The sequence below is a fragment of the Paenibacillus sp. FSL R5-0701 genome, assembly GCF_037973995.1.
In the GTDB taxonomy this organism is placed as follows: Bacteria; Bacillota; Bacilli; order Paenibacillales; family Paenibacillaceae; genus Paenibacillus.
Window position 1 is genome coordinate 2488915 of the sequence record NZ_CP150230.1, and the last position, 26007, is coordinate 2514921.

The window sequence follows — 26007 nt, forward strand, 5'->3', positions numbered from 1 at the left end:
TTTATAATAATGAGCGTACAAGAACAAATTATGGCTATGCGTAATCCTGATTTTAGAGCTACTCTTGTTGATTTTGAACACCCCTCTGGTTCAGTTAGTGAAGCGAATCTGGTAAATATGATGTCGGACCAAGAAAATGATCCTGAATTTATTGCTATTAGTAATTTTTGTCTGACTGTTCTTACTTGCAATTCGCTAGGATGCATGGCATAACAGATTGGGAGATTATAGCTAATGAGATATAGCAAGAAAAAGAGTCACTTTTCAAGATCGATTGTTGATCTAAAAGGTGACCTTTTTACTTTATGTCAGAGCACCCTATACCAATCGTGATTATAATGGTGATGCTTTGCTTCTTAGAAGATAAAAATAAGTTTAGGTGATACAGGAAGGTTAATGTTGAACAGTAGTCCAAACTTAGAATTTAGAAAAAAGCTTATAGAGACATACGATCCTAATGCAGAGATCGGAATGGAAGGAAGCCTTGATTGGGTGAAAACAATTATTCATTCCTATGTGGAATTTGATGACACGAGTATTATTGCGCAGCTTGGTAATCCGGACATGCGAGTTCCCTTTCAGTATGCGCTGACCTATCCAGACCGATTACCGTCACCTGCACAGCGACTTTCCTTAGTGCAAGCGGGCAAGTTGCAATTCCGTGAGATGGATATGGAACGGTTCCCATGTTTAAGAATGGCATATGAGTGTGGTAGAATGGGTGGAACAGCAACAACGGCATATAATGCAGCGAATGAGGTTGCTGTGGCAAGATTTCTAAAAGGTGATATTTCTTTTTTGCAAATTGAATATATTATAGAAAAAATTCTCGAAAAGCATATCAACGTCCTAAACCCTAGTTTAGAAGAAATAATGCAGTCAGAAGAAATTTCTCGTGATTTAGCCAATTCTTTCCGGTTATTTTAAATTCTTATATGGGGATACTTTCTAAAACTGGTCATTATTTCTTTAGTGTAGTATAATATATATGTATTATATCTTTTTTTAGGAGGTTTTATAATAATGAGCGTACAAGAACAAATTATGGCTATGCGTAATCCTGATTTTAGAGCTAGTCTTGCTGATTTTGAACACCCCTCTGGCTCAGTTAACGAAGCGAATCTGGTAAATATGATGTCGGACCAAGAAAATGATCCTGAATTTATTTCTATTACGATTTATAGATGCCCGTCTCTTTTTTGTGAGTCTGTTCTTTCTTGCAAAACGGTAGGATGCATGGCATAACAGATTGCGAGATTATAGCTAATGAGATATAGCAAGAAAAAGGGTCACTTTTCAAGATCGATTGTTGATCTAAAAGGTGACCTTTTTACTTTATGTCAGAGCACCCTATACCAATCGTGATTATAATGGTGATGCTTTGCTTCTTAGAAGATAAAAATAAGTTTAGGTGATACAGGAGGGGTAATGTTGAACAGTAGTCCAAACTTAGAATTTAGAAAAAAGCTTATAGAGACATACGATCCTAATGCAGAGGTCGGAATGGAAGGAAGCCTTGATTGGGTGAAAACAATTGGAATGATATTGAATCAATCCACAGTCCAAAAATCCTCAAATCAGGATAAAAAGCTCTTTAGTTCATTTTTTGAACCCTTTCTTATGTTTGCGCAGAAGCATTTTGATGTCCTATTGCTAAAACACGAGTCACTTCAGGGAAGTATTGAATCGCTGAGGCATAATTGGTATGAGGAACTTTATTCAAAACTGTTAAACTTGAGTATTCGAACGTTAATTCAGGAGATGCATATCGCAAGGTTATCAGGACTTTTACTGGGCGATACGTCTGAAAACCGCTATAACTATTATAATAATGTATTATTACATGATAAAGATTATATCGAATCGCTTTTTATGATGTATCCGGTGTTAGCTAAATTGATGACAGATGAAACAACAAGAGTCATTGAATATCATACAGAAATAATGACACATCTTAGCATGGATCTGGACACGTTAAAAAATGAATTTGATAAAGATTATCTTTTCCTAGAGAGAATTTCAACAGGAGCAGGTGATACTCATTCTAAGGGGCGTTCTGTAAGCGTACTTTATTTTAGTGATGGAAATAAGTTGATCTATAAGCCACGTTCGCTCAAAATTGATATTGCATTCGAAAAGTTGATGAACTGGATCAATGTATTCAATAATAAAATGGAGTACAAAACAACTAGATCTGTAGATTGTGGTTCATACGGCTGGCAGTCATACGTAGAATATACAGAGTGTACCACCAAAGACGAAATCAATAGATATTACTATCGTTATGGAGGTTATGTGGCCTTATTGTACATTCTGGGTTCAAGAGACTTTCATTTTGAAAATATTATAGCTGATGGGGAGTATCCTATTCTCATTGATCTGGAGACTTTGTTTTCCAATCGTGTTGCATCTGAAGCTAATGAAAACTGGCGAGAGTTGTTTCTTAATGAAATGGATCGTTCGGTATTTAGTAGCATGCTGATTCCTTTTAAACGAACCCCCGAAGAAGATACGGATACGAGTGGACTAGGAAATTGGGGAGATCAGAAGAATCAAGTGATTGGTGAAGTTATCGAATTTCCATTTACAGATGAAATGAAATTGATAAGTAAAAAAGTAACGAAAGAGCAAGGTTGTAACAGACCACAATTGCAAGGAGAACATATAGAGTTTGACGCATATATAACCAAAATCCAAGAAGGTTTCACAGATATGTATCATTTTATTATGGATTTTAAGGATGAGATTGTAGCTACGCATGGTCCGATGAATAATTTTAAAAATGCGTCAGTTAGAATGATATTCAGATCAACAAATGATTACGGAGAATTTCTTAAATCAAGTTTACATCCAGACTATCTTCAAAAATTATCCAAAAGAATTCAACTGTTTGAACACTTTCAAAAGAGTTCGGCCTATACGCCGTACTATAGCAAGCTTGTTCCGTATGAGATGGAGTGTTTATTGCAACAAGAGATTCCCGTATTTAATTTTTACATGGAATCGGAACATATAACGATTCAATCCAACATGGAGAAGGTGGAACTTAGTTTTCAAATGACAGGCTCCATAAGAATTCAAGAGCAATTAAATAGACTAGGTAAACATGATTTTGAGAAGCAGTTTAGATATTTAACGATGTCACTTACTTCGTCCGTAAAATCTTTAAAAGGCAACGAATCTTACTCTGTTGATCCGATTGTAAACAATGTAGATTTCTTGAAAATGGCTATAAAAATTGGTGATGAGTTAATAGATCATGCAGCCTGGGATCAGGAAAAACAAACGATTATATGGATTGATCGTAAACCCATTACTGATAAAGGGCATTACATTGGGATATTAGAGCCTACTTTATATGATGGTTCACTTGGAATTGTGCTATTTATGGCTTATCTTGGAATTGAATCGGGTGACTCAAGATACAGTGTCTTTGCTAAAGAAGCGCTGCAAACCTGTTTAGATACTATAACCGTGGCCCAAGAAAACAATCTTTCTCTATTCAGTGGTTTGTTGGGATATGCTTATACATTGTTGCATGTATCGTTTATTTGGAAAGAAAAGGAATATTACGATGTGGCCTTAACGTATATAGATAAAGTGAAGTCACTAATAAAAGATGACAAGCAGCTTGATGTGATTGGCGGAAGTGCGGGGGCAATTATATTGCTTACTCAATTGTACTCACAAACCTCAGATCCCAAATTCAAAATATTGGCGAGTGAATGTGGAGAGCATCTTATAAGTAAGCTAAAAGATCCTGTGGAAAGCGAGGAAGTCTTGCTCAATGGACTATCGCATGGGTTAAGCGGATATGCTTGGGCATTCGTTGAACTTTGGTCCATTACTGGTATACAAGAGTATAAAAGTTTTGCTAAGTTGTTAATGAATATGGAACGAGAAGATTACAGTCAATATCACAATAATTGGCGTGATAAACGATTTAAAGAGCAGAATGAATTTCAATCCGTCTATTGGTGTCATGGGGCACCCGGTATTGGTCTCTCAAGACTCCACATGTTACAAAAGATAGATGACTCTAGTCTGGCCGATGAGATTGAGGCAGCAAAAACCAAAATCATAGAAGATGGTCTACAGTTACCTCCTTTTATGTGCCACGGAAGCCTCGGGAATTTAGATATCTTACTATCTATTGAGAAAGTGATGGGTACAACAAGAAATCACAAAACCTTACAGGAAGTTGGCGTTGAAATTTGCTTGAAGTATAATAGAATCTCGGCTAAGGATTTTCAATTAGGGCTGATGACGGGAATTACAGGCTTCGGTTATGGTTTACTTCGATTGAACAATCCTGAAATTCCTTCTATTTTGTCACTGGAGATACCAGCAATTGGTGCATTTGCGGGGTCTTAAAAAACTTCTTGGTATTTAATTAAGAATAATGTTATTCTAGAGCATGCATAATAAGTTAAGGAGGTGTAGTGTTTGTTGGAGACTCTTAAAATTGCGTTCTATATATTCATGATGTTCTTTGTTATTGTAGCAATTCATGAGTGGGGCCATTATTATTTTGCTAAGCGCGCTGGCATTTTGGTTCGTGAATTTGCAATTGGATTTGGCCCTAAAATGTTCTCATATAAAAAGGGTGAAACTCAGTTCACGTTCCGTTTGTTACCTTTTGGTGGGTATGCTAGAATGGCAGGGGAAGATCCTGATATCTCAGAAATTGATGTAGGACAAACCATATGTGTTCGAATCAAGGACGATAAGGTTGAGAAAATCTTTACGAGCAATCTTGAAAAATACAAGAATGTTATAAAAGGTGAAGTTTTGCATATAGACCTTGAAACAGCCCTTAAGATTGAACTTGATGTTGACGGAGAGTCTATGATGTATTCTGTTCATCCTCAGGCTGTAATTGTGAATAAACACTCTAGCATGCAAATTGCGCCTAAAGATCGTTGGTTTAGCAGTAAGACTGTAGGGCAACGTTCCTTAGCTATTTTTGCAGGACCTATGATGAACTTTATTCTAGCATTTGTATTGTTCGCAATATTTGTTCAAGTGAGTGGCGTTCCTGTTGTGAATCCTTCCTACATAAAAATAGCAGATGTTACAGCAAACACTCCTGCGGAGAAGGCTGGATTTAAAGAGGGAGATATCATTAAGAGTATTAATGGTGCTCCGGTTGGAGTAGACCAGCAAAAGGTTATCTCTTCAATCTCTGAGTCAAAAGATAAAGCCATGAGTTGGACAGTTATTCGTGAGGGGAAAGAGCTTAATGTTTTTGTTACTCCTACAGCATTACCGGGACAAGATGGTGGGAAAGTAGGGATTTCACTCGGATTTCCTACTAGACAAGCTGGTTTTTTTGAAACCTTTACGCTTTCTGGTAAATACACGATTGAAACTTCAAAGTTGATTTTCAAAGGTCTTCAACAGCTTGTGCAGAACTTCACCCTGGATGATATAGGTGGACCTGTCAGAACCATTGAACTAACAGGAGAGATCGCTAAATCAGGGTTGGATAGATTAATATACTGGAGTGCAATGATTAGCATCAATCTTGGGATTTTCAACCTGTTGCCAATACCTGCACTTGACGGTAGCCGTCTTGTATTTTTGGGAATTGAAGCGCTGCGCGGCAGACCTGTTGATCCCAATCGCGAAGGCATGGTGCATTTTATCGGATTTGCGATGTTGTTTGTGTTGATGCTGGCAGTAACTTACAATGATATATTACGTTTAATTAACGGATAATTACGGTTGGACTACGCTCTGGAGATTCAGAGATAGTCGTTATGGGAGGACGCTGGAGTCTTATGTCAAAGGAAAATGATAAACAGTTCGTGACTGAAATCACACCACAGGGTGAGGATTTCTCACGCTGGTACATTGATGTTATCAAAAAAGCTGATCTCATGGACTATGCACCCGTACGCGGTTGTATTGTGTTCAAACCAGACGGCTTTGAAATCTGGGAACATATTAAGGATGAGTTGGATCGTCGTTTCCGGGAAACGGGCCATCGCAATGCGTACTTCCCGATGTTCATTCCTGAGAGCTTCTTTCAAAAGGAAAAAGAGCACGTGGAAGGTTTTAACCCTGAATTACCATGGGTTACTGAAGCTGGCGGAGAGAAGCTGGAAGAACGTCTGGCAATCCGTCCTACATCCGAAACGATTATCGGTCACATGTATTCCAAGTGGATTCAGTCTTATCGGGATCTTCCGGTACTGATCAACCAGTGGGCTAACGTAGTTCGTTGGGAAAAAAGAACGTTGCCGTTCCTTCGCACAAGTGAGTTCCTGTGGCAGGAAGGTCATACAGCGCATGAGACGGAAGAAGAAGCACGTGAAGAAACGATGAAAATGCTTGAGATTTATCGTGAAGTGGTTGAGGAATACTTGGCTATTCCTGTAATTGTGGGTCAGAAAACCAAATCCGAGAAGTTTGCGGGTGCGGTGGATACGTACTCAATCGAAGCCATGATGAAGGATGGACGTGCTGTACAAGCAGGTACATCTCACTATATGGGGACGAACTTTGCAAAAGCATTTGAAATCCAGTATCTTAGCCGCAATAATGTGCTGGAGCTGGCTTACACTACTTCATGGGGAGTAAGCACACGTTTGATCGGTGCATTAATTATGGTTCACGGAGATGACCGTGGTCTCGTACTTCCTCCTAAAGTGGCACCAACACAAGTGGTCATGATTCCAATTGGGCCTCCGAAAACGCGTGATGCTGTTGTTGGGCGTGCAGATGAGTTGTTCACTGAGTTGAAAAAAGCTGGAGTTCGTGTGAAAATGGATGACCGCAGCGATGTTCGCCCAGGTTGGAAGTTCAATGAATACGAGATGCGCGGTGTTCCGATTCGTCTGGAGATTGGTCCACGTGATATGGAAAATGGCGTTTGTGTACTCGTATCACGGATCACAGGTGAGAAGAAAGTGGTAGAACAAGCGAACCTGGTAGAAGAGATCCAGGCTATGCTGACACAGATTCAGGCAGATATGTTAGAGCGTGCTCGCACATTTATGTCGGATAACTTCTACTCCGTGGATACACTCGATGAGATGAAAGAACTGATGGAAAATAAACGCGGGTTTACACTGGCTGGATGGTGCGGTTCAGAAGCTTGCGAAGATAAAGTAAGAGAAGTCACAGGTGCAACAAGCCGGAACATTCCGTTCAAGCCTGCGGAAGAAAAGCATACGTGCCTGGCTTGTGGTGAACAGGCAGAACACACGGTTGTGTTTGCAAGAGCATACTAAGTCAGGATCACTTGACGAAAAGCACTTATTCACCGTTTAAGTAATGAATGGAGAGCTTCTGTCGGATAAAATGAGTCGGTGCGAGTTCGGATCGGTGACATTTTTGAATGCAGGGGCTTTTCATGCTTTAAGGGGGTACAAGGAGGAACACGATGAGCGGATTCGAGGAGAAGAGAAAACGGTTTGAGTTGTTGATGAAACAGGCAGAGCTTCCGGCTGGCCTGTTAGAGCCCTATTTTTTGGATGGATGGATTGAACAAGTAGAGACCAATCGAAGTAATCGGGAATGGAATATTCTGATTGCGAAGGATACGTTGGTACCGGCTCCAATCTATCGCACATTTTGCCTGCATATTCAAGAGAAGATGAATCATATTGCCAAAATTTCATTTGGCTTCAAATACACGGATCAAGTACAAAATGGTGATATCGTCAGTGAATATTGGAATCTGTTTCTGGAGTGGGTTACCCGTGAGATTCCATCTGTAAATGGTTGGATGAACCGGACAACCTTTGAATGTGAAGAGGATCTTCTACAACTGACAATGAGTGATGCAACGTCAATGGAGTTGGCTCGTAAGAAACAGATTGATCAGGCTATTACAAAATTCTATGATAAGTACTTTCATCTACCTCTTCGCATCAAGATGCAAGTGGGTGAAGTGGGAAGTAATAAAGAGGCCATGGAACAGTTCCAGGCCCAAAAACGTGTAGAGGAACTTGAGGTCATCGAGAAGATGATGAGTGAAGTGGACACAGAAATCCCGGTGGATGAGGAGCAGGGTGATCTGCGTTTGCAAATGGGTTATGACATTAAGGAACCTGCAGTGCCCATGCAGGAAATTCAGGATGAAGAGAAGAAAGTCACGCTTCAAGGTTCGGTGTTTGGACTGGATCGTAAAGAATTGCGAAACGGAAATACATTGTTTACCTTCTATCTGACCGATTTCACGGATTCCATGCAAATGAAGATGTTTGCCAAAACAAAAGAGGATGTGAAAATTCTCAGTTTGCTGGCTAACGGTAAATGGGTGAAAGTGCGTGGTCGTGTAGAATATGACCGGTTTATGCAAATTCCTGAGCTCGCCATGATTCCTTCGGATCTGATTGAAGTTAAAGCACCACCGTCTCGCAAAGATAATGCACCAGAGAAACGGGTGGAGTTCCATTTGCATTCTACGATGAGTACGATGGATGCTGTAACTTCAATCGACAAATATGTGAAAATGGCAGCGGAGTGGGGACATAAGGCGATTGCTGTCAGTGATCATGGTGGGGTGCAGGTATATCCCGAGGCTTCCAAGGCAGCTAAGAAAAACGGAATTAAAATGATCTACGGCCTTGAGGCCAATGTCGTGAATGACTCTGTTGCCGTTGTAATGGCTCCTCAGCCATTGGATCTCCAAACAGCAACATACATCGTATTTGATATCGAGACCACAGGTTTGTCGGTAACACAGAACAAAATCATTGAGATTGCAGCAGTGAAGATGCAAGATGGTAAGGAAATCGATCGGTTTGCAACATTTGTGAATCCGCATGAACGCATTCCCTACAACATTCAGCAGTTGACCAATATTAATGATGACATGGTAAAAGACGCACCTGAGCTGGAGCCTGTTATCCGTGATTTTGTGCAGTTTGCTGGTGATGGGGTGCTTGTTGCGCATAATGCACGTTTTGACATGGGCTTTATCCAGGCTTCCCTGAAGCAAATTGGATTGCCAGAGCTTCCTAACCCGGTCCTTGATACATTGGAACTGGCGCGATTGTTATTTCCCAAAAATAAGAACCACCGTCTGAATACGATGGCGGATAAATATAAGGTTGGACTCGAAAGTCATCACCGTGCCATAGATGATACGGTTGCACTCGCGGGTATACTGATCGGATTATTAAATGATGCTGCTCAGATGAAAGGTTTAACGAGGCTTGATCGCTTGAATGATTATGTAGGTGTCGACTTGTCGAATACAAGACCTTTCCATTGTGGAATCTATGCATTAAATGATGTCGGCAAGAAAAATCTATATAAGCTGGTATCTCTCTCTCATACGGAACATTTCAAGCGTGTACCTTGCATTCCCAAATCGAAACTGATTAATTTGCGTGAAGGCCTTGTTATTATATCGGGCTGTGAAAAAGGGGAGTTTTTCGAAGCGGTGCTTAACAAATCGCTCGAAGAAGCGGAAGAGATCGCTGAGTTCTATGACATACTGGAGATCCAACCGCTTACCATGTATATGCATTTGGTGGATAAAGGGTTGGTGGCTACGCCCGAAGAAATCAAAACAGCGATCCGTAAAGTCATCGATATAGGTGCAAAACTGAATAAACCGGTCATAGCCACGGGTAACGTGCACTATTTGGAACCACGTGACAAGTTATATCGGGATATCACCATTCACGGAATTACAGGATTTAGTCCACTGAAAGATCAGCGTAAACCGGATGCACATTTTAGAACGACAGAGGAAATGCTGGAAGAGTTCCAGTTCCTGGGCCAAGATAAAGCTTACGAAGTCGTTGTTACAAATACGGTGGAGCTGTCTGATCGATTTGAGGAAATTAAGTTATTCCCGGACAAACTGTTTACTCCGATTCTGGAAGGTGCAGACGAAGAAATCCGTAATACCTGCTATGAAACTGCCAAGTCCATCTATGGCGAGGAGTTACCGGAAGTAATCGTGGCACGATTAGAGAAAGAACTCATTCCAATTATTAAATACGGTTTTTCTGCCAACTATCTGATCTCGGAGCGCTTGGTTAAAAAATCGAATCAGGATGGTTACCTCGTAGGTTCACGGGGATCAGTAGGCTCCTCTGTTGTTGCTACATTCCTGGGGATATCCGAGGTTAATCCACTACCTGCTCATTATATTTGTGTGAATTCGGAATGCAAACACAGCGAGTGGTTCCTGGACGGCAGTGTACGGAGTGGATTTGACCTTCCAGAGAAAGAGTGTCCGGATTGTGGTGGCACACTTAAAGGAGAAGGCCAGGATATTCCGTTTGAGACCTTCCTTGGATTTAAAGGAGATAAAGTTCCCGATATTGACTTGAATTTCTCTGGTGATTATCAGCCTCATGCCCATAACTATACGAAAGTACTATTTAGTGAGAAGAGTGTTTTCCGTGCGGGGACCATTGGTACGGTGGCTGAGAAAACAGCATTTGGTTTTGCCAAGAAATATGAGGAAGAACATCACAAGAAATGGCGCGGAGCTGAATTGAATCGTTTGGCCTCTGGATGTACTGGGGTGAAACGGAGTACTGGACAGCATCCCGGCGGTATTGTCGTGGTACCTGATTATATCGAGGTGGAAGACGTTACACCTGTTCAGTTTCCAGCTGACGACGTTAATGCGGAGTGGAAAACCACACACTTTGATTATCATGCTTTTGAAGAAAACTTGCTAAAACTTGATATTCTGGGGCATGATGATCCAACTATGATGCGGATGTTGCAGGACTTGACAGGGGTCGATCCAACGAGCATTCCGATGAATGATCCCAAAGTTATGAGCATGTTTAACTCAACCGACGCTCTGGGTGTTACACCGGAACAGATTAGGTCGCCAGTCGCGACGTTTGGCGTGCCAGAGATGGGAACGAAGTTTGTACGTCAGATGCTTGTCGAATCCCAGCCGACGTCTTTTGCCGATTTACTGCAGATTTCCGGATTGTCCCATGGTACAGGCGTATGGCTTGGAAACGCTCAGGATCTGATTAAGAACGGAACGTGTAACATTAAGACAGTGATCGGTTGTCGGGATGATATCATGTTATTTCTGATCTATAAAACGGGAATGGACGCAAGTCTGGCATTTAAGATTACCGAGAGTGTTCGTAAGGGACGGGGCCTGCCGCAGGAATGGATTGACGAGATGAAGAATTGTAAAGTGCCTCAATGGTACATTGATTCGTGTCTCAAAATCCAGTACATGTTCCCGAAGGCACACGCGGCCGCTTATGTTATTTCGGCAGTACGTACGGCGTTCTTCAAGCTGTATCATCCGATTGAATATTACGCAACTTACTTTACCGTTCGGGCGGATGAGATTGATATCGAACTGATGTGTCAGGGATATGACGCGATCTATCGCAAAATTACGGAAATTGAGCAATTAGGTTTCCAGGCACCTCCAAAAGAGAAAAACATGTTACCTGTTCTGGAAATGGGTCTGGAAATGGCAGCACGCGGATTCTCACTGAAATCCATTGACTTATACCGTTCGGAAGCGACAAAGTTCATCGTTGACGGAAAATCACTAATCCCTCCATTTTCGGCGTTGGCAGGAATCGGGGATAATGCTGCTCGCAACATTGCTGCAGCAAGAGATCATGGTGAGTTTCTATCGGTTGAGGACTTCCAGCAAAAGTCGAAAGCAAGTAAGACCATTGTTGAACTCCTGTCCAATATGGGATGTTTCCGTGGCTTGCCAGAGAGTAATCAGCTTTCCCTTTTCTAGGATTGAATTTGGATCTAAACATCGCGATTGCTGGGGGAACGTAATTTTTCCTTCATTAGTAAGTAAACTGCCTGAACCATCGCTTACTTGTCACTATTACCAGACTATGTTATAATTTTTGAAGTGAACGAGATAGTACGAATTTCTAAAGAGTGGGGAAACCCACTCTTTAGTCTTTGGTATACAAGAATCTTGGGTATTGAATAATCTGCCAGTGCTTTTTTTGCTGGTGTAACCTAAGTTGGAGGTTATTGGTTTTGAGCACAACGAACATTAAATCTACCGTGGAAGAAATGATCCAACCCTACTTGAACGAACAAGGCTTCGAGCTGGTTGACATCGAATACGTCAAAGAAGGCAGCAACTGGTTTTTACGGGTGTATGTCGACAAAGAGGGTGGCATCGACATCGACGATTGCGTCTTGATCAGCGAAAAGCTGAGCGCCAAGCTGGATGAGAACGATCCGATTCCAACCATCTATTTCCTTGAAGTGTCTTCTCCCGGTGCGGAGCGTCCACTGAAAAAACCTGAGGACGTTACCAAAGCTGTAGGCAAAAATGTTTTTGTTACAACCTACGAGCCGGTGAACGGATTGAAGGAATTTGAAGGCAAGCTGCTTTCCTTTGATGACGAGGAACTCGTGATCGAAGCAGGCAAAAAACAGCATGCCATTTCTTATGATAAGGTTGCCAGTGCGCGCCTAGCTATTTTGTTTTAAGTGCCTTGTTCACTTTATTAATGAAAAAGACACATCTCACGATAACGGCAAGGTGCTCATGAGTTCAGAGCCTTTCGCCGTTTTACGTATGAGATGCCATGTTTGAAAGGGGGATCAACATTCATGAGTATGGATTTTATTGAAGCAATGAATGAATTGGAACGGGAAAAAGGGATCAGCAAGGATGTGCTGTTTGAAGCGATCGAGGCTGCACTAATTTCCAGCTACAAGCGGAATTTCAACACGGCCCAGAATGTGCGTGTTGACATGAACCGTAATACGGGAGTTATTCGAGTGTATGCCCGTAAATTGATCGTGGAAGAAGTCCTGGATTCACGTACCGAAATTTCATTGCCTGCTGCACGAGAAATCAACCCACACTTCCAGCTGGAAGATATTGCGGAGATTGAAGTTACGCCGCGTGATTTCGGACGTATCGCGGCACAAACTGCCAAACAGGTAGTGACCCAGCGGATTCGTGAAGCCGAACGCGGCCTGATCTACAACGCTTTCGTAGATAAGGAAGAAGATATCGTTACGGGAGTGGTGCAGCGTCAGGATTTGCGCAATATCTACATCGATCTGGGCAAAATCGAAGCGGCTTTACCGCTGACCGAATTGATGCCGAACGAGAAGTTTGTTCATGGTGACCGTATTAAGGCGTATATCACCAAGGTCGAGAATACGACGAAAGGGCCGCAAATCATTTTGTCCCGTACCCATCCGGGCCTCTTGAAACGTCTCTTTGAACTGGAAGTGCCTGAGATCTTTGACGGTGTAGTTGAAATTCGCTCCGTCGCTCGCGAAGCAGGGTTCCGCTCCAAGATTGCCGTACATTCCCGCAACGAGGAAGTTGATCCAGTTGGATCTTGTGTAGGTCCTAAGGGAATGCGCGTGCAGACCATTGTGGGTGAGCTGCGCGGTGAAAAAATCGACATTGTTCGTTTCTCCGATCAGGTAGACGAATATGTTGCTAATGCACTGAGTCCTTCCAAAGTATTGGAAGTTCATGTATTTGAGGAAGAAAAGATGGCTCGGGTTATCGTTCCGGACTATCAACTGTCGCTCGCAATTGGTATCAAAGGCCAAAATGCCAGATTGGCAGCCAAATTAACCGGCTGGAAAATCGACATTAAGAGCGAGAGCCAGGCGGAACAGGAATTCGGCAGAGAAAAAGATTCTTCTTCTGAAATGCATCAGGATTCCGTCTCCGTCGACTAAAGTAAAGTACGGGGGGCGCTGACGTATGAAACCAAAAAAAGTGCCGCTGCGCAAATGTGTGGCATGCCAAGAAATGATGCCCAAAAAGCAGCTGATTCGCATTGTTAAAACGCCAGAGGATGAAGTGCTGATCGATTTGACTGGCAAAAAATCCGGACGTGGTGCCTATTTATGCGGCAAAGAGTCCTGTTTTAAGCTCGCACTCAAAAACCGGGCTTTGGATCGGGCGTTGAAAGGCAAAGTCTCACCTGAAATTTACGAGCAATTAGCAGCTGACTTCATCGCGGTTGAGGATGAATTCAAAGCAGCACAGGAGCGTGAACATGACTAATATTAAAACGCTGTCTTATTTGGGACTCTCTATGCGTGCAGGTAAACTTGTAACAGGTGAAGAAATTGTACTTAAAGCGATCCGTTCTTCCGAAGCTAAAATGGTTATTGTTGCGGGTGACGCCTCAGCCAATACACAAAAGAAATTTCGCGATAAATGCGGAACTTATAAGGTTCCTCTGTTGATCGGATTTGACCGGGATAGTCTGGGTTCAAGTATCGGTAAAGACACGCGTGTTGTTCTTGCAGTAACGGATCGAGGGTTTGCAAAAATGATCTCCAAGCAAGTCGGTATAATGTCGGAGGTGGAGTATATTGAGTAAACAGGAAAACAAGGATAAATTGCGAGTTTATGAATATGCGAAGTCCCTTAATATGAGTAGTAAAGAAATTATAACCATTCTTAAAAAGCTGGAAATTCCCGTAAACAATCATATGAGTGTCATGGAGAATGGTTCAGTCGGTAAGGTGGAACAATTTTTTAAAGATATAAAATCCACTGCTGCTTCGAAACAAAGCAACGATGCAAAACCAGTTGCTACTTCGGCAGTGCGCAGTGACAAACCAGTGGACAGCAACAAGCCGGCCGGCGGAGTGAACACGCCGAAGAGCAGTAACCCATCCGGTAGTCCCGTACAAACAAAAATACAACAGGAAAAGCAGGTAGGTATGAACAATAGACCAAATTCCAACAATAACAATGGCACCCAAAGACCCAGCGGCCAAGACAGCCGCAACAGAACAAACTCTTCCCAAGGCTCAAGCCAAGGAGGACAATCAACTAACCGTCCAAGACCAGCTCAAGGTGGACAAAGCAGTACTGCATCCCGTCCGCAAGGATCGGGTCAACGTCCGAATAACAGCGGTGGCGGTCAGGTAAGAACTTCAGGACCTAACAGCGGTGGTAACACAGGTACTGCTGGCAACCGTAGCGGTGGCCAAGGTCAGAGCCAAGGACAAGGCCAACGTAGAAGCGGCCCAGGTGGCACTACTGGCAGCAACAACAATAGTGGTAACCGTTCGAACAGCGGTGGCGGGGGACGTCGTTATGATGACAACCGTGGCGGCAACTTCCGTGGTAACCGTGGTGGCAAGAACAACCGCAACAGAAATCAACAACAGTACCAACAACGTGAAAAAATTGATAACACACCTAAGAAAATCATCGTTCGTGGTGATATGACTGTTGGTGAAACAGCGAAGTTGCTCCATAAGGATGCTTCCGAAGTTATCAAAAAGCTCATCGCTATGGGCGTTATGGCAACAATCAACCAAGAGCTTGATATCGAAACGATCCTTCTGCTTTCAGGTGAATTCGGTGTTGAGGTTGAAGTGAAGATTGTGCTTGAAGATGACCGTTTCGAAACACTGGAAGAGAATGATGATGCTGCTGACTTGCAGGCTCGTCCACCAGTAGTTACGATCATGGGTCACGTTGACCATGGTAAAACTACTTTGCTGGATGCTATTCGTTCAACGAATGTATCCGATGGCGAAGCAGGCGGAATCACGCAACATATCGGTGCATATCAAGTTGAAATCAACAACAAAAAGATCACGTTCCTGGATACTCCGGGTCACGAAGCGTTTACAGCGATGCGTGCACGGGGCGCACAAGTTACGGATATGACGATTATTGTCGTAGCTGCGGATGACGGTGTTATGCCACAGACAATTGAGGCGATTAACCATGCCAAAGCTGCTGGGCTACCAATCATCGTGGCTGTCAATAAAATTGACAAGCCGGGCGCTGATCCAGACAAAGTGAAACAAGAACTAACTAGCTATGAACTCGTTCCTGAAGAGTGGGGCGGAGATACCATCTTTGTTAACGTGTCAGCAAAACAAAGAATGGGTCTGGAAGGTCTGCTTGAAATGATTCTGCTGGTTGCAGAAGTGAACGAATACAAAGCGAACCCGGACAAACGTGCCCGTGGTACAGTGATTGAAGCCGAGCTGGATAAAGGACGTGGCCCAGTTGCACGTATCCTCGTACAGCACGGTACATTGAAAGTCGGCGATGCATTCGTAGCAGGTAACTGCTTCGGTCGTGTCCGTGCGATGGTCAATGACAAAGGTCGTCGTCTGAAAGAGGCTGGACCTTCAACACCTGTTGAAATCACAGGTTTGACTGAAGTTCCAGGTGCGGGAGATCCATTCATGGTGTTTGAAGATGAGCGTAAAGCGCGTTCCATCGCTGACAAACGTGCGATTACGCAACGTGAATCCGATCTGGGTACACATACTCGCGTAACGTTGGATGATCTGTTCCAACACATCAAAGATGGCGAGATCAAAGATCTGAACGTAATCATCAAAGGTGACGTACAAGGTTCGGTTGAAGCATTGAAAGGTTCCCTTGCGAAGATCGAAGTTGAAGGTGTACGCGTGAAAATCATTCATAGCGGCGCTGGTGCAATCACGGAGTCCGACATCATTTTGGCGGCAGCATCCAATGCCATCGTGATTGGTTTCAACGTTCGTCCTGATAACCAGGCGAAAGCAACTGCAGATCAAGAGCAAGTAGACATTCGTCTGCATCGCGTAATCTACAGTGTTATCGAAGAAATTGAACAAGCGATGAAAGGTATGCTTGATCCGATCTACAAAGAAAAAGTTATCGGTCATGCTGAAGTTCGGAGCACGTTCTCCATCAGTAAAGTGGGTACCATCGCTGGTTGTATGGTTACCTCGGGTAAAATTACGCGTTCTGCGGAAGCACGCCTGATTCGTGATGGCATTGTCCTTTACGAAGGTAAGCTGGATTCCCTGAAACGTTATAAAGATGATGCCAAAGAAGTAGCCCAAGGTTACGAGTGCGGTATTACACTGGATAAATATAATGATCTCAAAGAGGGCGACGTTATCGAAGCCTTCATTATGGAGACAGTACAACGATAAGCAAGGAAGCATGAGGTGAACAACGATGGCTAAGATTCGTACAGGTAGAGTGGGCGAGCAGATCAAGAAAGAAATCAGTCTGCTCATCCAGTCTGAACTGAAAGATCCACGTATCGGCTTTATTACGGTAACGGGAGTCGAAGTGACAGGAGACTTGTCGCAAGCCAAAGTTTATCTGAGTGTCTTCGGTGAGCAGGAACAAAAAGATAACACGCTCAAAGCTCTGGCAAAAGCAAATGGATTTTTGCGTTCCGAGCTGGGCAAACGTATCCGGTTCCGGCATGTTCCCGAGTTGATATTTAAGATTGACGAATCCATCGCTTATGGCAGCCGAATTGAGAAGCTGCTTGGCGATATTGGTTCCGACAAAGACGAATCCCAGTAACAGAATAGAGGAGACGGCAATGCACACTTATGAACAGGCGCTCCAGGCCGGAAAGCAATTTCTGCTGGAGCATGATGATTACCTGGTCGTGTCGCATGTACAGCCGGACGGTGACGCAGTCAGCTCGACGGTAACGGTGGGCTGGCTGCTGTCATGTCTGGGTAAGACATTCACGATGATTAATGAAGGCAAAATTCCCGGGCGTATGCATTTTTTGTGGGAAGCAGGCAACATTGTGAACATGACCGAACAACCACCGCAGCGAAAATATAAAGCTGTTATTTGTGTGGATTGTGCAGACTTTGCCAGAGTAGGTTTGACACGTCATTATTTCGAAGACGATGCTGTTATTTTGAATATTGATCATCACCCTACAAATGACGGTTATGGTACAGTCAACATCATTAAGTCAGATGCTGCTGCAACCGCTGAAATTTTGTTCGATTTTCTTAACCTGTTCCAAGTAACATGGGATAAAGATGTTGCGACGGCAGTTTATACAGGATTGCTTACGGATACAGGTGGCTTCCGCTATGCCAACACCAGCCCAAATGTAATGACAACGGCCTCCAGACTGCTTGAACATGGCGTGGATGGACCCTATCTTGCCCAGACCTTGTTGGAGCAGGTGACTCTTCCGCAAGTTCGGATTTTGAATCAGGCACTATCAAGCCTGCAGATGACGGATGATGGAAAGATAGCCTGGGTTGTTATTACACCAGATGATATGGTGGCTTGTGGAGCAGCTAATGAAGATCTTGAAGGGGTAGTGAATTATCCGCGTAACATTCAGGGCGTGGAAGTTGGTATCTTTTTCAAAGTCATCAACGAGAATGCGGTCAAGGTTTCTTTGCGTTCAGCTGGCAAGATTGATGTTGCTGCACTAGCCCAGACCTTTGGCGGAGGCGGGCATGTGCTTGCAGCCGGATGTCGTCTGGAAGGCAGACTTGATGATATTGTCGCAAAAGTACTGAAGCAGGTGAACTCACAATGGTAAAGCCATTTGAAGGTGTACTTCCGGTATATAAACCGGCGGGATTTACTTCTCATGATGTTGTAGCCAAAATGCGTCGCATTCTCAAAATGAAGCGCATTGGGCATACGGGCACACTTGACCCACAAGTTACAGGCGTTCTGCCGCTCTGTCTTGGACGGGCGACACGTGTGGTGGAGTACATGCAGGAGCTTCCGAAGGAATATCTGGCTACGCTCAGATTGGGACTCTCTACTGACACAGAGGATATGACAGGGGAAGTCATTGAGCAGGCACAAACGACTGTGGAAGTAACACAGGAACAGGTTCAACAGGTGCTAGAGCAGTTTCTGGGCACGATCTCTCAAGTACCACCCATGTATTCTGCGGTAAAGGTAGACGGCAAACGTCTTTATGAGCTTGCTCGTGAAGGTAAGACGGTAGAGCGTAAGAGTCGTGAGGTCACAATCTATGAGCTCGAGCTTACAGGGATTGAGACTCAGGGTGAGACCACCGATATATCTTTCCGGGCTTTATGTTCAAAAGGTACCTATATTCGGACATTGTGTGTAGACATTGGCCGGCAACTCGGATATCCATCGACCATGGTTCAACTGGAGCGTACAATATCGGCAGGTATCTCTGCAGATCGTTGTCTTCGTATTGAAGAAGTGGAACAGCTTATGGCTGACGGGACTTTAGCGGAGGCGCTGATTCCTGTTGACGAGGCTATTTCTTCAATTCCGGCCCACAAGGTTGGAGAAGAACAGACCAAAGGAGCACTTCAAGGTCAGAAACTGTCTGCACGTCTTCTGGAACCACCTGTAGAGCAACCTGGGTTAATGCGGTTGTATGCTCAGGATGGTACGTTTCTGGGGATATTTGAGCGGGATGAACTAAAACCAACGGTGAGGGCAGTTAAAGTCTTTTTGCCGGAATAAAGAGGTTTCGGGCTTGGAGTTGTGGTGATGCTCAAGCTTGGCCTATCTAGTGAAATGCAGGTGAATGATTGTGAAAACCGTAATGCTAACCTATCCGCAGACGTTACATTCGACTGAGCTGAGCACACTGCCCCAAGTGCTTGCGATTGGTCAATTCGACGGACTGCATCTCGGACATGCAAGTGTCATTTTATCAGCTGTCCGCATTGCGCGGGAAACGGGCATGCAGGCAGCGGTCATGACCTTTCATCCACATCCGAAGGAAGTTATGCGCAAAGGGGATTACGAGGGTTATTTAACTCCCTTGAGAGATAAAGAAGATATCTTGGCAGGAATGGGCGTTGATGTACTCTATGTGGTGGAGTTCAATGAAGATTTCTCACGGTTGACGCCGCAACAATTCGTACACGACCTGTTGATTCCTCTTCAGACACGAACAGCGGTGGTGGGTTTTGACTTCCGTTTTGGTCACAAGGGTGCAGGGGATGAACAACTTCTTCGTACTTTGGGAGAAGGAGAGATGACGGTGGAAACCGTTCCTCCGTTCTTGTTAAATGGTGAAAAAGTGAGCAGTTCTCTTATTCGTGGCCTGTTGAAGCGTGGGGAGATGGATGAGGCCAGTCACTGGCTTGGCCGATCTTACAGCATCAGAGGAACCGTCATTCATGGGGAGAAGCGTGGACGAACGATTGGATTTCCTACAGCCAACCTTGAACTCACGGATCATTACGTTACCCCCTCGAAGGGTGTTTACGCTGTTCGTGTGCAGTATGGCGAACAGGAACTGCATGGCGTAATGAATCTCGGTGTGAAACCTACGTTTCACGAAAGCGGGATGAAACCTACGTTTGAAGTGCACCTGCTTGATTTTGATGGACACTTATATGACCAAGAACTAAAGGTTGAGCTCGTTCACTATATTCGTGCAGAACGAAAGTTTGACTCCATTGATGCATTGATTAGCCAGATTCGTGAAGATGCATTAACTGCCGGCCACCTGTTATCTTAAAGGTTCAGGATTAAATGCATGTTTACATTTACTTTAACTAGGCAATTATGATATACTGTACTACGTTGTCGATTAAGACAACATTAACCTTGGCTTGGTTGCTTGCTCTCACCGGCGGTGACGAGGCTAATGGCGATTATATTGAAGGAGGTGAACAGGATGGCATTGACTCAAGAACGTAAACAACAACTGATCGACGAGCACAAAACTCACGAGTCCGATACAGGATCTCCAGAGGTGCAAGTTGCTATCCTTACGGAAAACATCAGAAGTTTGACAGACCACTTGCGTACGCATAAGAAAGACCACCACTCACGTCGTGGACTTTTGAAAATGGTAGGTCAACGTCGTAAGCTTTTGGCTTACGTGAAAAACAAAGATGTTAAACGTTACAGCGCACTGATCGAAAAACTCGGATTGCGTCGTTAATTATCGTACATGTTTTCAAAACCAACCTGGCTGTTATCCGTCATTCTTTTGTCTAAAAGGACAAGCGGAACCTACAGCCGGGTTGTTTTGTAGATGAACATGTTGCCATATATTTGTAGATGGGGCTCCGTGAGGAGCTTTTGTTGTGCAGGTTAGCATGTTGAAAGTTCCATACATAGCTAATGAATGCAGGACAAGCAGGAAATACTGTAAATATGCAGAATCCATTGAATTAGGAACGAATATAAGGAGGGGTTTCATGGAACAGCGTGTTGAAATGCAGCTTGGTGGAAGAAAGCTTACGCTTGAGACCGGGCGTTTGGCCAAGCAGGCTAATGCTGCCGTTAAGGTAACATACGGGGATACCGTGGTATTGTGTACCGTGACAGCATCAAGTGAGCCGAAAGATCTGGACTTTTTCCCATTAACGGTGAACTATGAAGAAAGATTGTACGCCGTAGGTAAAATCCCGGGAGGATTTATTAAACGTGAAGGCAGACCGAGTGAGAAAGCCATTCTTTCAAGCCGTCTGACAGACCGTCCAATTCGTCCTTTGTTCCCGGAAGGCTTCCGGAATGATGTACAAGTTCTGAATATCGTTATGAGTGTGGATCAGGATTGCGAACCGCAAATTGCTGCAATGATTGGTACATCGGCAGCATTGAGTATTTCGGATGTTCCATTCAGCGGACCGATTGGTGGCGTGAAAGTTGGACGTATTGATGGCGAGTTCATCATTAACCCAACGATTGCACAGCTTGAAGTCAGTGATATTGAACTGGTCGTTGCAGGAACCAAAGATGCCATCATGATGGTTGAGGCGGAAGCAAACGAAGTGCCGGAAGAAGTGATGCTCGAAGCAATCATGTTTGGACATGATGAGATCCAAAATATTATTGCTGTAATCGAACAACTTGTGCAAGTTGCTGGAAAAGAAAAAATGGCTGTTAAGTTGCGTACCGTTAATACTGAAGTTAACAGCAGCGTGCGTGAATTCGCCAGCGCTCGTCTGGTCGAAGCGGTTAAAATCGCCGAGAAACATGCTCGTCAAGATGCAATCGATGTAGTGAATGACGAAACCGTTGCTCACTTTGAAGAGAAATATATTGAAAGTCCGGAATTGTTCAAAGACGTGAAGGAAGTTCTGCACGATATCGTCAAAGAAGAAGTGCGTCGTCTGATTACGCATGATAAAGTTCGTCCGGATGGACGTGGACTTGCTGAAATTCGCCCAATTGAATGTGATACATCTCTGTTGCCACGTGCACATGGTACAGGACTGTTTACGCGCGGTCAAACGCAAGCACTTAGCGTTTGTACACTGGGTGCACTGGGTGATGTTCAGATTTTGGACGGAATCAGTCTTGAAGAAACGAAACGATTCATGCATCACTATAACTTCCCACCATTCAGCGTAGGTGAAGCTCGTCCATTACGTGCTCCAGGCCGTCGCGAAATCGGACATGGTGCTCTGGGTGAGCGCGCGCTTTCCAAAGTGATTCCTTCCGAAACGGATTTCCCATACACGATTCGTTTGGTATCTGAAGTTCTGGAATCCAACGGTTCATCATCTCAGGCAAGTATCTGTGCCAGCACTTTAGCTATGATGGATGCAGGTGTACCAATCAAAGCTCCAGTTGCGGGTGTAGCTATGGGTCTGATCAAAGATGGAGATCATGTATCCATTCTGAGTGATATTCAAGGTATGGAAGATCACCTCGGTGACATGGACTTTAAAGTAGCTGGAACACCTGAAGGTGTAACTGCAATCCAAATGGACATCAAAATTGCTGGTATTAATCGTCAAATTTTGTCTGATGCATTGGCGCAAGCCAAAGAAGGTCGTATGCACATTTTGGGCAAAATGAACGAAATTTTGAAAACTCCACGTGAGCAGTTATCACAATATGCACCTAAAATTACAACGATGCATATCAACCCGGACAAAATCCGTGATGTTATCGGTGCAGGTGGTAAAATTATCAATAAAATCATCGAAGAAACCGGTGTTAAAATTGATATTGAACAGGATGGACGTGTCTTTATCGCTTCTTCCAACCAGGAGATGAATGATAAAGCCAAAGCGATCATCGAAGGTATTGTGCGCGAAGTATTGGTCGGCGAGATTTATGTCGGCAAAGTAAAACGCGTAGAAAAATTCGGTGCATTTGTTGAAGTACTTCCGAACAAAGAAGGTCTGGTACACATCTCGCAACTGTCAACTGAACGTGTTGCCAAAGTGGAAGATGTTGTAGCTATCGGTGATTCCATTACGGTAAAAGTAACGGAAATTGACCCACAAGGTCGAATCAACTTGTCCCGTAAAGCAGTTTTGACTGCTGAAGCTCCGGCTCAATCCTAGGATACCGAAGCGACAGGTTATAAATGGATAGATTGAATGAAGAGACAGAATGTGAATTTCTGGCTCTTTTTTTAACGTTTAAATACGTAAAGCAAGGATGAAAACATGGCTTAGCATTCATATTCTTGCCCTTGTCCTCATATGATGGGGACAAAGACGGCGGGAGGATGGAGCTGTGGGAAACCAATCCAAAAAGCTGACGGCTGTTCTGGCGGGTGTGACTGCGGTCATATTGATCGGACAAGTTGGCAGTGTACGTACATACATTACGGAGATCCGTGATGGGCCAGGTACGCAAAATGCTTTTGACATGTTTAAGGAAGCAACTGGAGAAGATGCGCTGTTGTCTGCGATTCGGGATAAAGCGGCTGAAACGAAAATTGCTCCGGTGAATGCCAGAGTGGATCGGGTATGGAAAGCAATTCCTGGTTATAATGGCATGGAGATTGATGTGGAAGCGACATACCGTAAGGCGCTGAGTGGAACGTTGAATACCAAAATAGCGTATGTCTACCGTCAGATTGAGCCGGAGATTCAGCTTAAAGATTTGGGTGCACATCCGATCTATCGGGGAAATGCAAACAAACCGATGGTTTCTTTTATGATTAATGTGGCCTGGGGGAACGAATACATTAAACCGATGCTGGATACGCTCGATGCCGAGAAAGTGAAGGCTACTTTTTTTCTGGATGGAAGTTGGTTAAGCAAAAACGTTGAACTGGCCAAAGAAATTCAGAAGCGTGGGCATGAGATGTCCAATCATGCGTATTCTCACCCGAATATGAGTCGATTGAGCGCAGAACGGGCCAAGCTGGAAATTAGCAAAACCCAGGATCTGCTCCATAAAACACTGGGTGTAGAGAATCGTTGGTTTGCTCCGCCTTCCGGTGACTTTAATCAGAAGACCGTTGACATTGCTTCATCCATGGGGCTGCAAACCGTGTTATGGACAGTAGATACTGTGGATTGGCGTAAGCCAAGCCCGGATGCCGTTGTTGCTAAAATTGCAAAAAATACCGAGGCAGGCACGTTAATTCTAATGCACCCTACAGCTGCTTCTTCGGGAGCTTTAAAGGGCATGATTCAATCCATACGGGCCAAAGGTCTGGTGCTCGGAACAGTAAGTGAGACGTTGTCTTCGGAACGTGTAAATACGTCTGCGGTTGAGTGAACGTTGTTTTTTTGTTAATATCAAACAGTTGGAACCAAATGTCGATTTCAATTTCAAGGTTGAGATCAAGGCAATTATAGAGATGTAGGAGGGCCAACCATGAAAAAAATTCAGCTGGGCAATGGCCTCAGAGTTGTCATGGAACAGATACCGACCTGCCGTTCTGTGTCTTTCGGAATATGGGTCAAGACAGGTTCGCGCAATGAGCAACCTGCAAGTAACGGAGTATCACATTTTATTGAACACATGTTGTTCAAAGGAACAGATCGTTATGATGCCAAGGCGATTGCAGAGCAGTTCGATGCGATTGGCGGTAACGTGAATGCGTTCACTTCCAAAGAATACACGTGTTATTATGCTAAAGTGTTGGATGAACATTTGCCGATTGCGGTTGATGTATTGTCTGATATGTTTTTCCGCTCCAAAATGGATGATGGTGAATTGATCAAGGAGAAAAACGTCATTCTGGAAGAAATCTCAATGTATGAAGATACGCCGGATGATATGGTTCATGATCTGATGGCCTTGGCCGCCTATGGTGAGCATCCACTCGCATACCCAATCCTGGGTACGGAAGAACGTCTCAAAGCGATGGATTCCAGTCATCTGCGTGCATATATGAAGGAGCACTACACGATTGAGAACACGGTCATTAGTATCGCGGGTAATATTGATGACAGTGTAATCGATCTGATGGAGAAGCATTTTGGTGCTTTTGATGTAAATGGGGTAACGGAAGCAGTCACGATGCCAGCCTTCCAAAGTGGACAGCTCTTTCACAAAAAGAAAACGGAACAGAATCATATCTGTATTTCGTTCCCGGGCTGTAAAATCGGTGATCCGCTGCAATTCGCTATGGTTGTTCTGAATAACGCCATTGGTGGAGGCATGAGCTCCAGACTGTTCCAGGAAATTCGTGAGAAACGGGGTCTTGCGTACTCCGTGTATTCCTATCATAGCTCTCATGCGGACAGCGGACTTTTCACGATATATGCGGGTACAGCACCAAAACAGACCAAAGAAGTGCTCGATCTGACCAAAGAGGTTCTGCGCGACCTGGCTGTTAACGGCTTGTCCGAAGATGAACTTCGTAAAGGAAAAGAACAGCTGAAAGGCAGCTTGATTCTGAGCTTGGAAAGCACAGGCAGTCGCATGAATCGTCTGGGTAAAAACGAACTCATGCTGGGCAGACACCATACGCTGGATGAGATGATCACCAAAATTGAGCAAGTTACCATGGACGATATTAACGCGGTACTTGATCTGATGTTTGCTGAGCCTTTTGCACTTGCTATGGTTGGCGCTTCAGATAAGACGATCGCTGGATTGAGAAGGGATGATTTTGTTGCATTACGTTCAAATACAGAAACTGCCGGGCAATGAAGATATTAAACTGCCTCAAAAAATGTCGGAGCTGGCATCCGGCTTTGATGTAGTAGCTGCACTTCAGGAAGATGTTGTATTGCACCCGGGTCAGCGTACGCTGATTCCTACCGGACTTGCGATGGCAATGCCAGCTGGATTGGAAGCACAGATCCGTCCTCGGAGCGGACTGGCATTCAAACATGGTATTACCTGCCTTAACACACCGGGGACCATTGATGCGGATTATCGCGGAGAAGTTAAAGTGCTGTTGATTAATCTGGGTCAGGAACCGTTCACGATTGTACGGGGAGAGCGCATCGCACAGATTGTCTTCCAGACCGTGCCTGCGGTTGAATTGACGGAAGTGAATGAACTTTCGGAAACGGTACGTGGCGAAGGCGGATTTGGTCATACCGGGAAATAAGCAGCGTAAATATACCCATTCTTTAGAGTCGTCCCTGACAGGGGCGGCTCTTTTTTACATTCGAGAA

At 44.1% G+C, this 26007-nt stretch carries 21 protein-coding genes and 1 pseudogene; all 22 read left to right on the forward strand.

Annotation, left to right across the window (positions count from 1 at the left end; all coding sequences use genetic code 11):
* The first annotated feature begins 9 nt into the window (after window positions 1-9).
* The 22 genes and pseudogenes from MKZ13_RS11590 to dut all read left to right on the forward strand — a co-directional run bounded on the left by MKZ13_RS11590 (window position 10) and on the right by dut (window position 25940).
* Window positions 10-213: a hypothetical protein gene (locus MKZ13_RS11590; protein WP_339184087.1), complete on the forward strand. Its 204-nt coding sequence runs from the start codon at window positions 10-12 to the stop codon at window positions 211-213.
* A 282-nt stretch (window positions 214-495) separates the two neighbouring features.
* Window positions 496-927, forward strand: a pseudogene (locus MKZ13_RS11595) (1-deoxy-D-xylulose-5-phosphate reductoisomerase); the annotation flags it as partial.
* A gap of 96 nt (window positions 928-1023) precedes the next feature.
* Window positions 1024-1245: a hypothetical protein gene (locus tag MKZ13_RS11600; RefSeq protein WP_339184089.1), complete on the forward strand. Its 222-nt coding sequence runs from the start codon at window positions 1024-1026 to the stop codon at window positions 1243-1245.
* Window positions 1246-1428: 183 nt separating this feature from the next.
* Complete coding sequence (locus tag MKZ13_RS11605; RefSeq protein ID WP_339184091.1) at window positions 1429-4374, forward strand: type 2 lanthipeptide synthetase LanM family protein; 2946 nt, start codon at window positions 1429-1431, stop codon at window positions 4372-4374.
* Between the two features lie 75 nt (window positions 4375-4449).
* Window positions 4450-5721, forward strand: coding sequence for an RIP metalloprotease RseP (gene rseP / locus MKZ13_RS11610; protein ID WP_339184092.1), 1272 nt, complete (start codon window positions 4450-4452; stop codon window positions 5719-5721).
* A 62-nt stretch (window positions 5722-5783) separates the two neighbouring features.
* Window positions 5784-7238, forward strand: coding sequence for a proline--tRNA ligase (gene proS, locus MKZ13_RS11615; RefSeq protein WP_339184094.1), 1455 nt, complete (start codon window positions 5784-5786; stop codon window positions 7236-7238).
* Window positions 7239-7390: 152 nt separating this feature from the next.
* Window positions 7391-11710, forward strand: a complete 4320-nt coding sequence (locus MKZ13_RS11620; protein WP_339184096.1) for a PolC-type DNA polymerase III — start codon at window positions 7391-7393, stop codon at window positions 11708-11710.
* 257 nt (window positions 11711-11967) lie between these two features.
* A complete protein-coding gene (gene rimP / locus MKZ13_RS11625) occupies window positions 11968-12429 on the forward strand; it encodes a ribosome maturation factor RimP (protein WP_047842499.1) in 462 nt (153 codons plus the stop codon).
* A 123-nt stretch (window positions 12430-12552) separates the two neighbouring features.
* Window positions 12553-13650, forward strand: a complete 1098-nt coding sequence (gene nusA / locus MKZ13_RS11630) for a transcription termination factor NusA (protein ID WP_062833827.1) — start codon at window positions 12553-12555, stop codon at window positions 13648-13650.
* Between the two features lie 25 nt (window positions 13651-13675).
* A complete protein-coding gene (locus MKZ13_RS11635) occupies window positions 13676-13981 on the forward strand; it encodes a YlxR family protein (protein ID WP_017689143.1) in 306 nt (101 codons plus the stop codon).
* Entirely contained in the window at window positions 13974-14303 is a 330-nt protein-coding gene (locus tag MKZ13_RS11640) for a ribosomal L7Ae/L30e/S12e/Gadd45 family protein (RefSeq protein ID WP_017689142.1), read from the forward strand. Before MKZ13_RS11635 ends, MKZ13_RS11640 begins: the two co-directional genes overlap by 8 nt.
* On the forward strand, window positions 14296-16881 hold the full coding sequence (gene infB, locus MKZ13_RS11645) for a translation initiation factor IF-2 (protein WP_221824155.1): 2586 nt from the start codon (window positions 14296-14298) through the stop codon (window positions 16879-16881). The genes MKZ13_RS11640 and infB overlap by 8 nt, the downstream gene beginning before the upstream one ends.
* Window positions 16882-16906: 25 nt before the next feature.
* Complete coding sequence (gene rbfA, locus MKZ13_RS11650; protein ID WP_339184100.1) at window positions 16907-17266, forward strand: 30S ribosome-binding factor RbfA; 360 nt, start codon at window positions 16907-16909, stop codon at window positions 17264-17266.
* A gap of 19 nt (window positions 17267-17285) precedes the next feature.
* The gene (locus tag MKZ13_RS11655) at window positions 17286-18263 is read left to right on the forward strand and encodes a bifunctional oligoribonuclease/PAP phosphatase NrnA (RefSeq protein ID WP_339184102.1); all 978 of its coding nucleotides are present in this window, start codon (window positions 17286-17288) and stop codon (window positions 18261-18263) included.
* Window positions 18257-19180 carry a tRNA pseudouridine(55) synthase TruB gene (gene truB, locus MKZ13_RS11660; RefSeq protein ID WP_339184105.1) on the forward strand — a complete coding sequence of 308 codons (924 nt, stop codon included), beginning with the start codon at window positions 18257-18259 and terminating at the stop codon, window positions 19178-19180. Before MKZ13_RS11655 ends, truB begins: the two co-directional genes overlap by 7 nt.
* Before the next feature lie 82 nt (window positions 19181-19262).
* A complete protein-coding gene (locus MKZ13_RS11665) occupies window positions 19263-20189 on the forward strand; it encodes a bifunctional riboflavin kinase/FAD synthetase (RefSeq protein ID WP_339185383.1) in 927 nt (308 codons plus the stop codon).
* A 47-nt stretch (window positions 20190-20236) separates the two neighbouring features.
* Window positions 20237-20371, forward strand: coding sequence for a hypothetical protein (locus MKZ13_RS11670; protein ID WP_339184107.1), 135 nt, complete (start codon window positions 20237-20239; stop codon window positions 20369-20371).
* Window positions 20349-20618 (forward strand): 30S ribosomal protein S15, encoded by a 270-nt coding sequence (rpsO, locus tag MKZ13_RS11675; protein ID WP_056700672.1) that lies wholly within the window; start codon window positions 20349-20351, stop codon window positions 20616-20618. Before MKZ13_RS11670 ends, rpsO begins: the two co-directional genes overlap by 23 nt.
* Before the next feature lie 259 nt (window positions 20619-20877).
* Entirely contained in the window at window positions 20878-22980 is a 2103-nt protein-coding gene (pnp, locus tag MKZ13_RS11680; RefSeq protein WP_101313440.1) for a polyribonucleotide nucleotidyltransferase, read from the forward strand.
* Window positions 22981-23155: 175 nt separating this feature from the next.
* Complete coding sequence (locus MKZ13_RS11685; protein ID WP_339184110.1) at window positions 23156-24151, forward strand: polysaccharide deacetylase family protein; 996 nt, start codon at window positions 23156-23158, stop codon at window positions 24149-24151.
* A 99-nt stretch (window positions 24152-24250) separates the two neighbouring features.
* Window positions 24251-25534 carry a pitrilysin family protein gene (locus MKZ13_RS11690; protein ID WP_062833834.1) on the forward strand — a complete coding sequence of 428 codons (1284 nt, stop codon included), beginning with the start codon at window positions 24251-24253 and terminating at the stop codon, window positions 25532-25534.
* Complete coding sequence (gene dut / locus MKZ13_RS11695) at window positions 25494-25940, forward strand: dUTP diphosphatase (RefSeq protein WP_221824149.1); 447 nt, start codon at window positions 25494-25496, stop codon at window positions 25938-25940. The genes MKZ13_RS11690 and dut overlap by 41 nt, the downstream gene beginning before the upstream one ends.
* The last annotated feature ends 67 nt before the right edge of the window (window positions 25941-26007 follow it).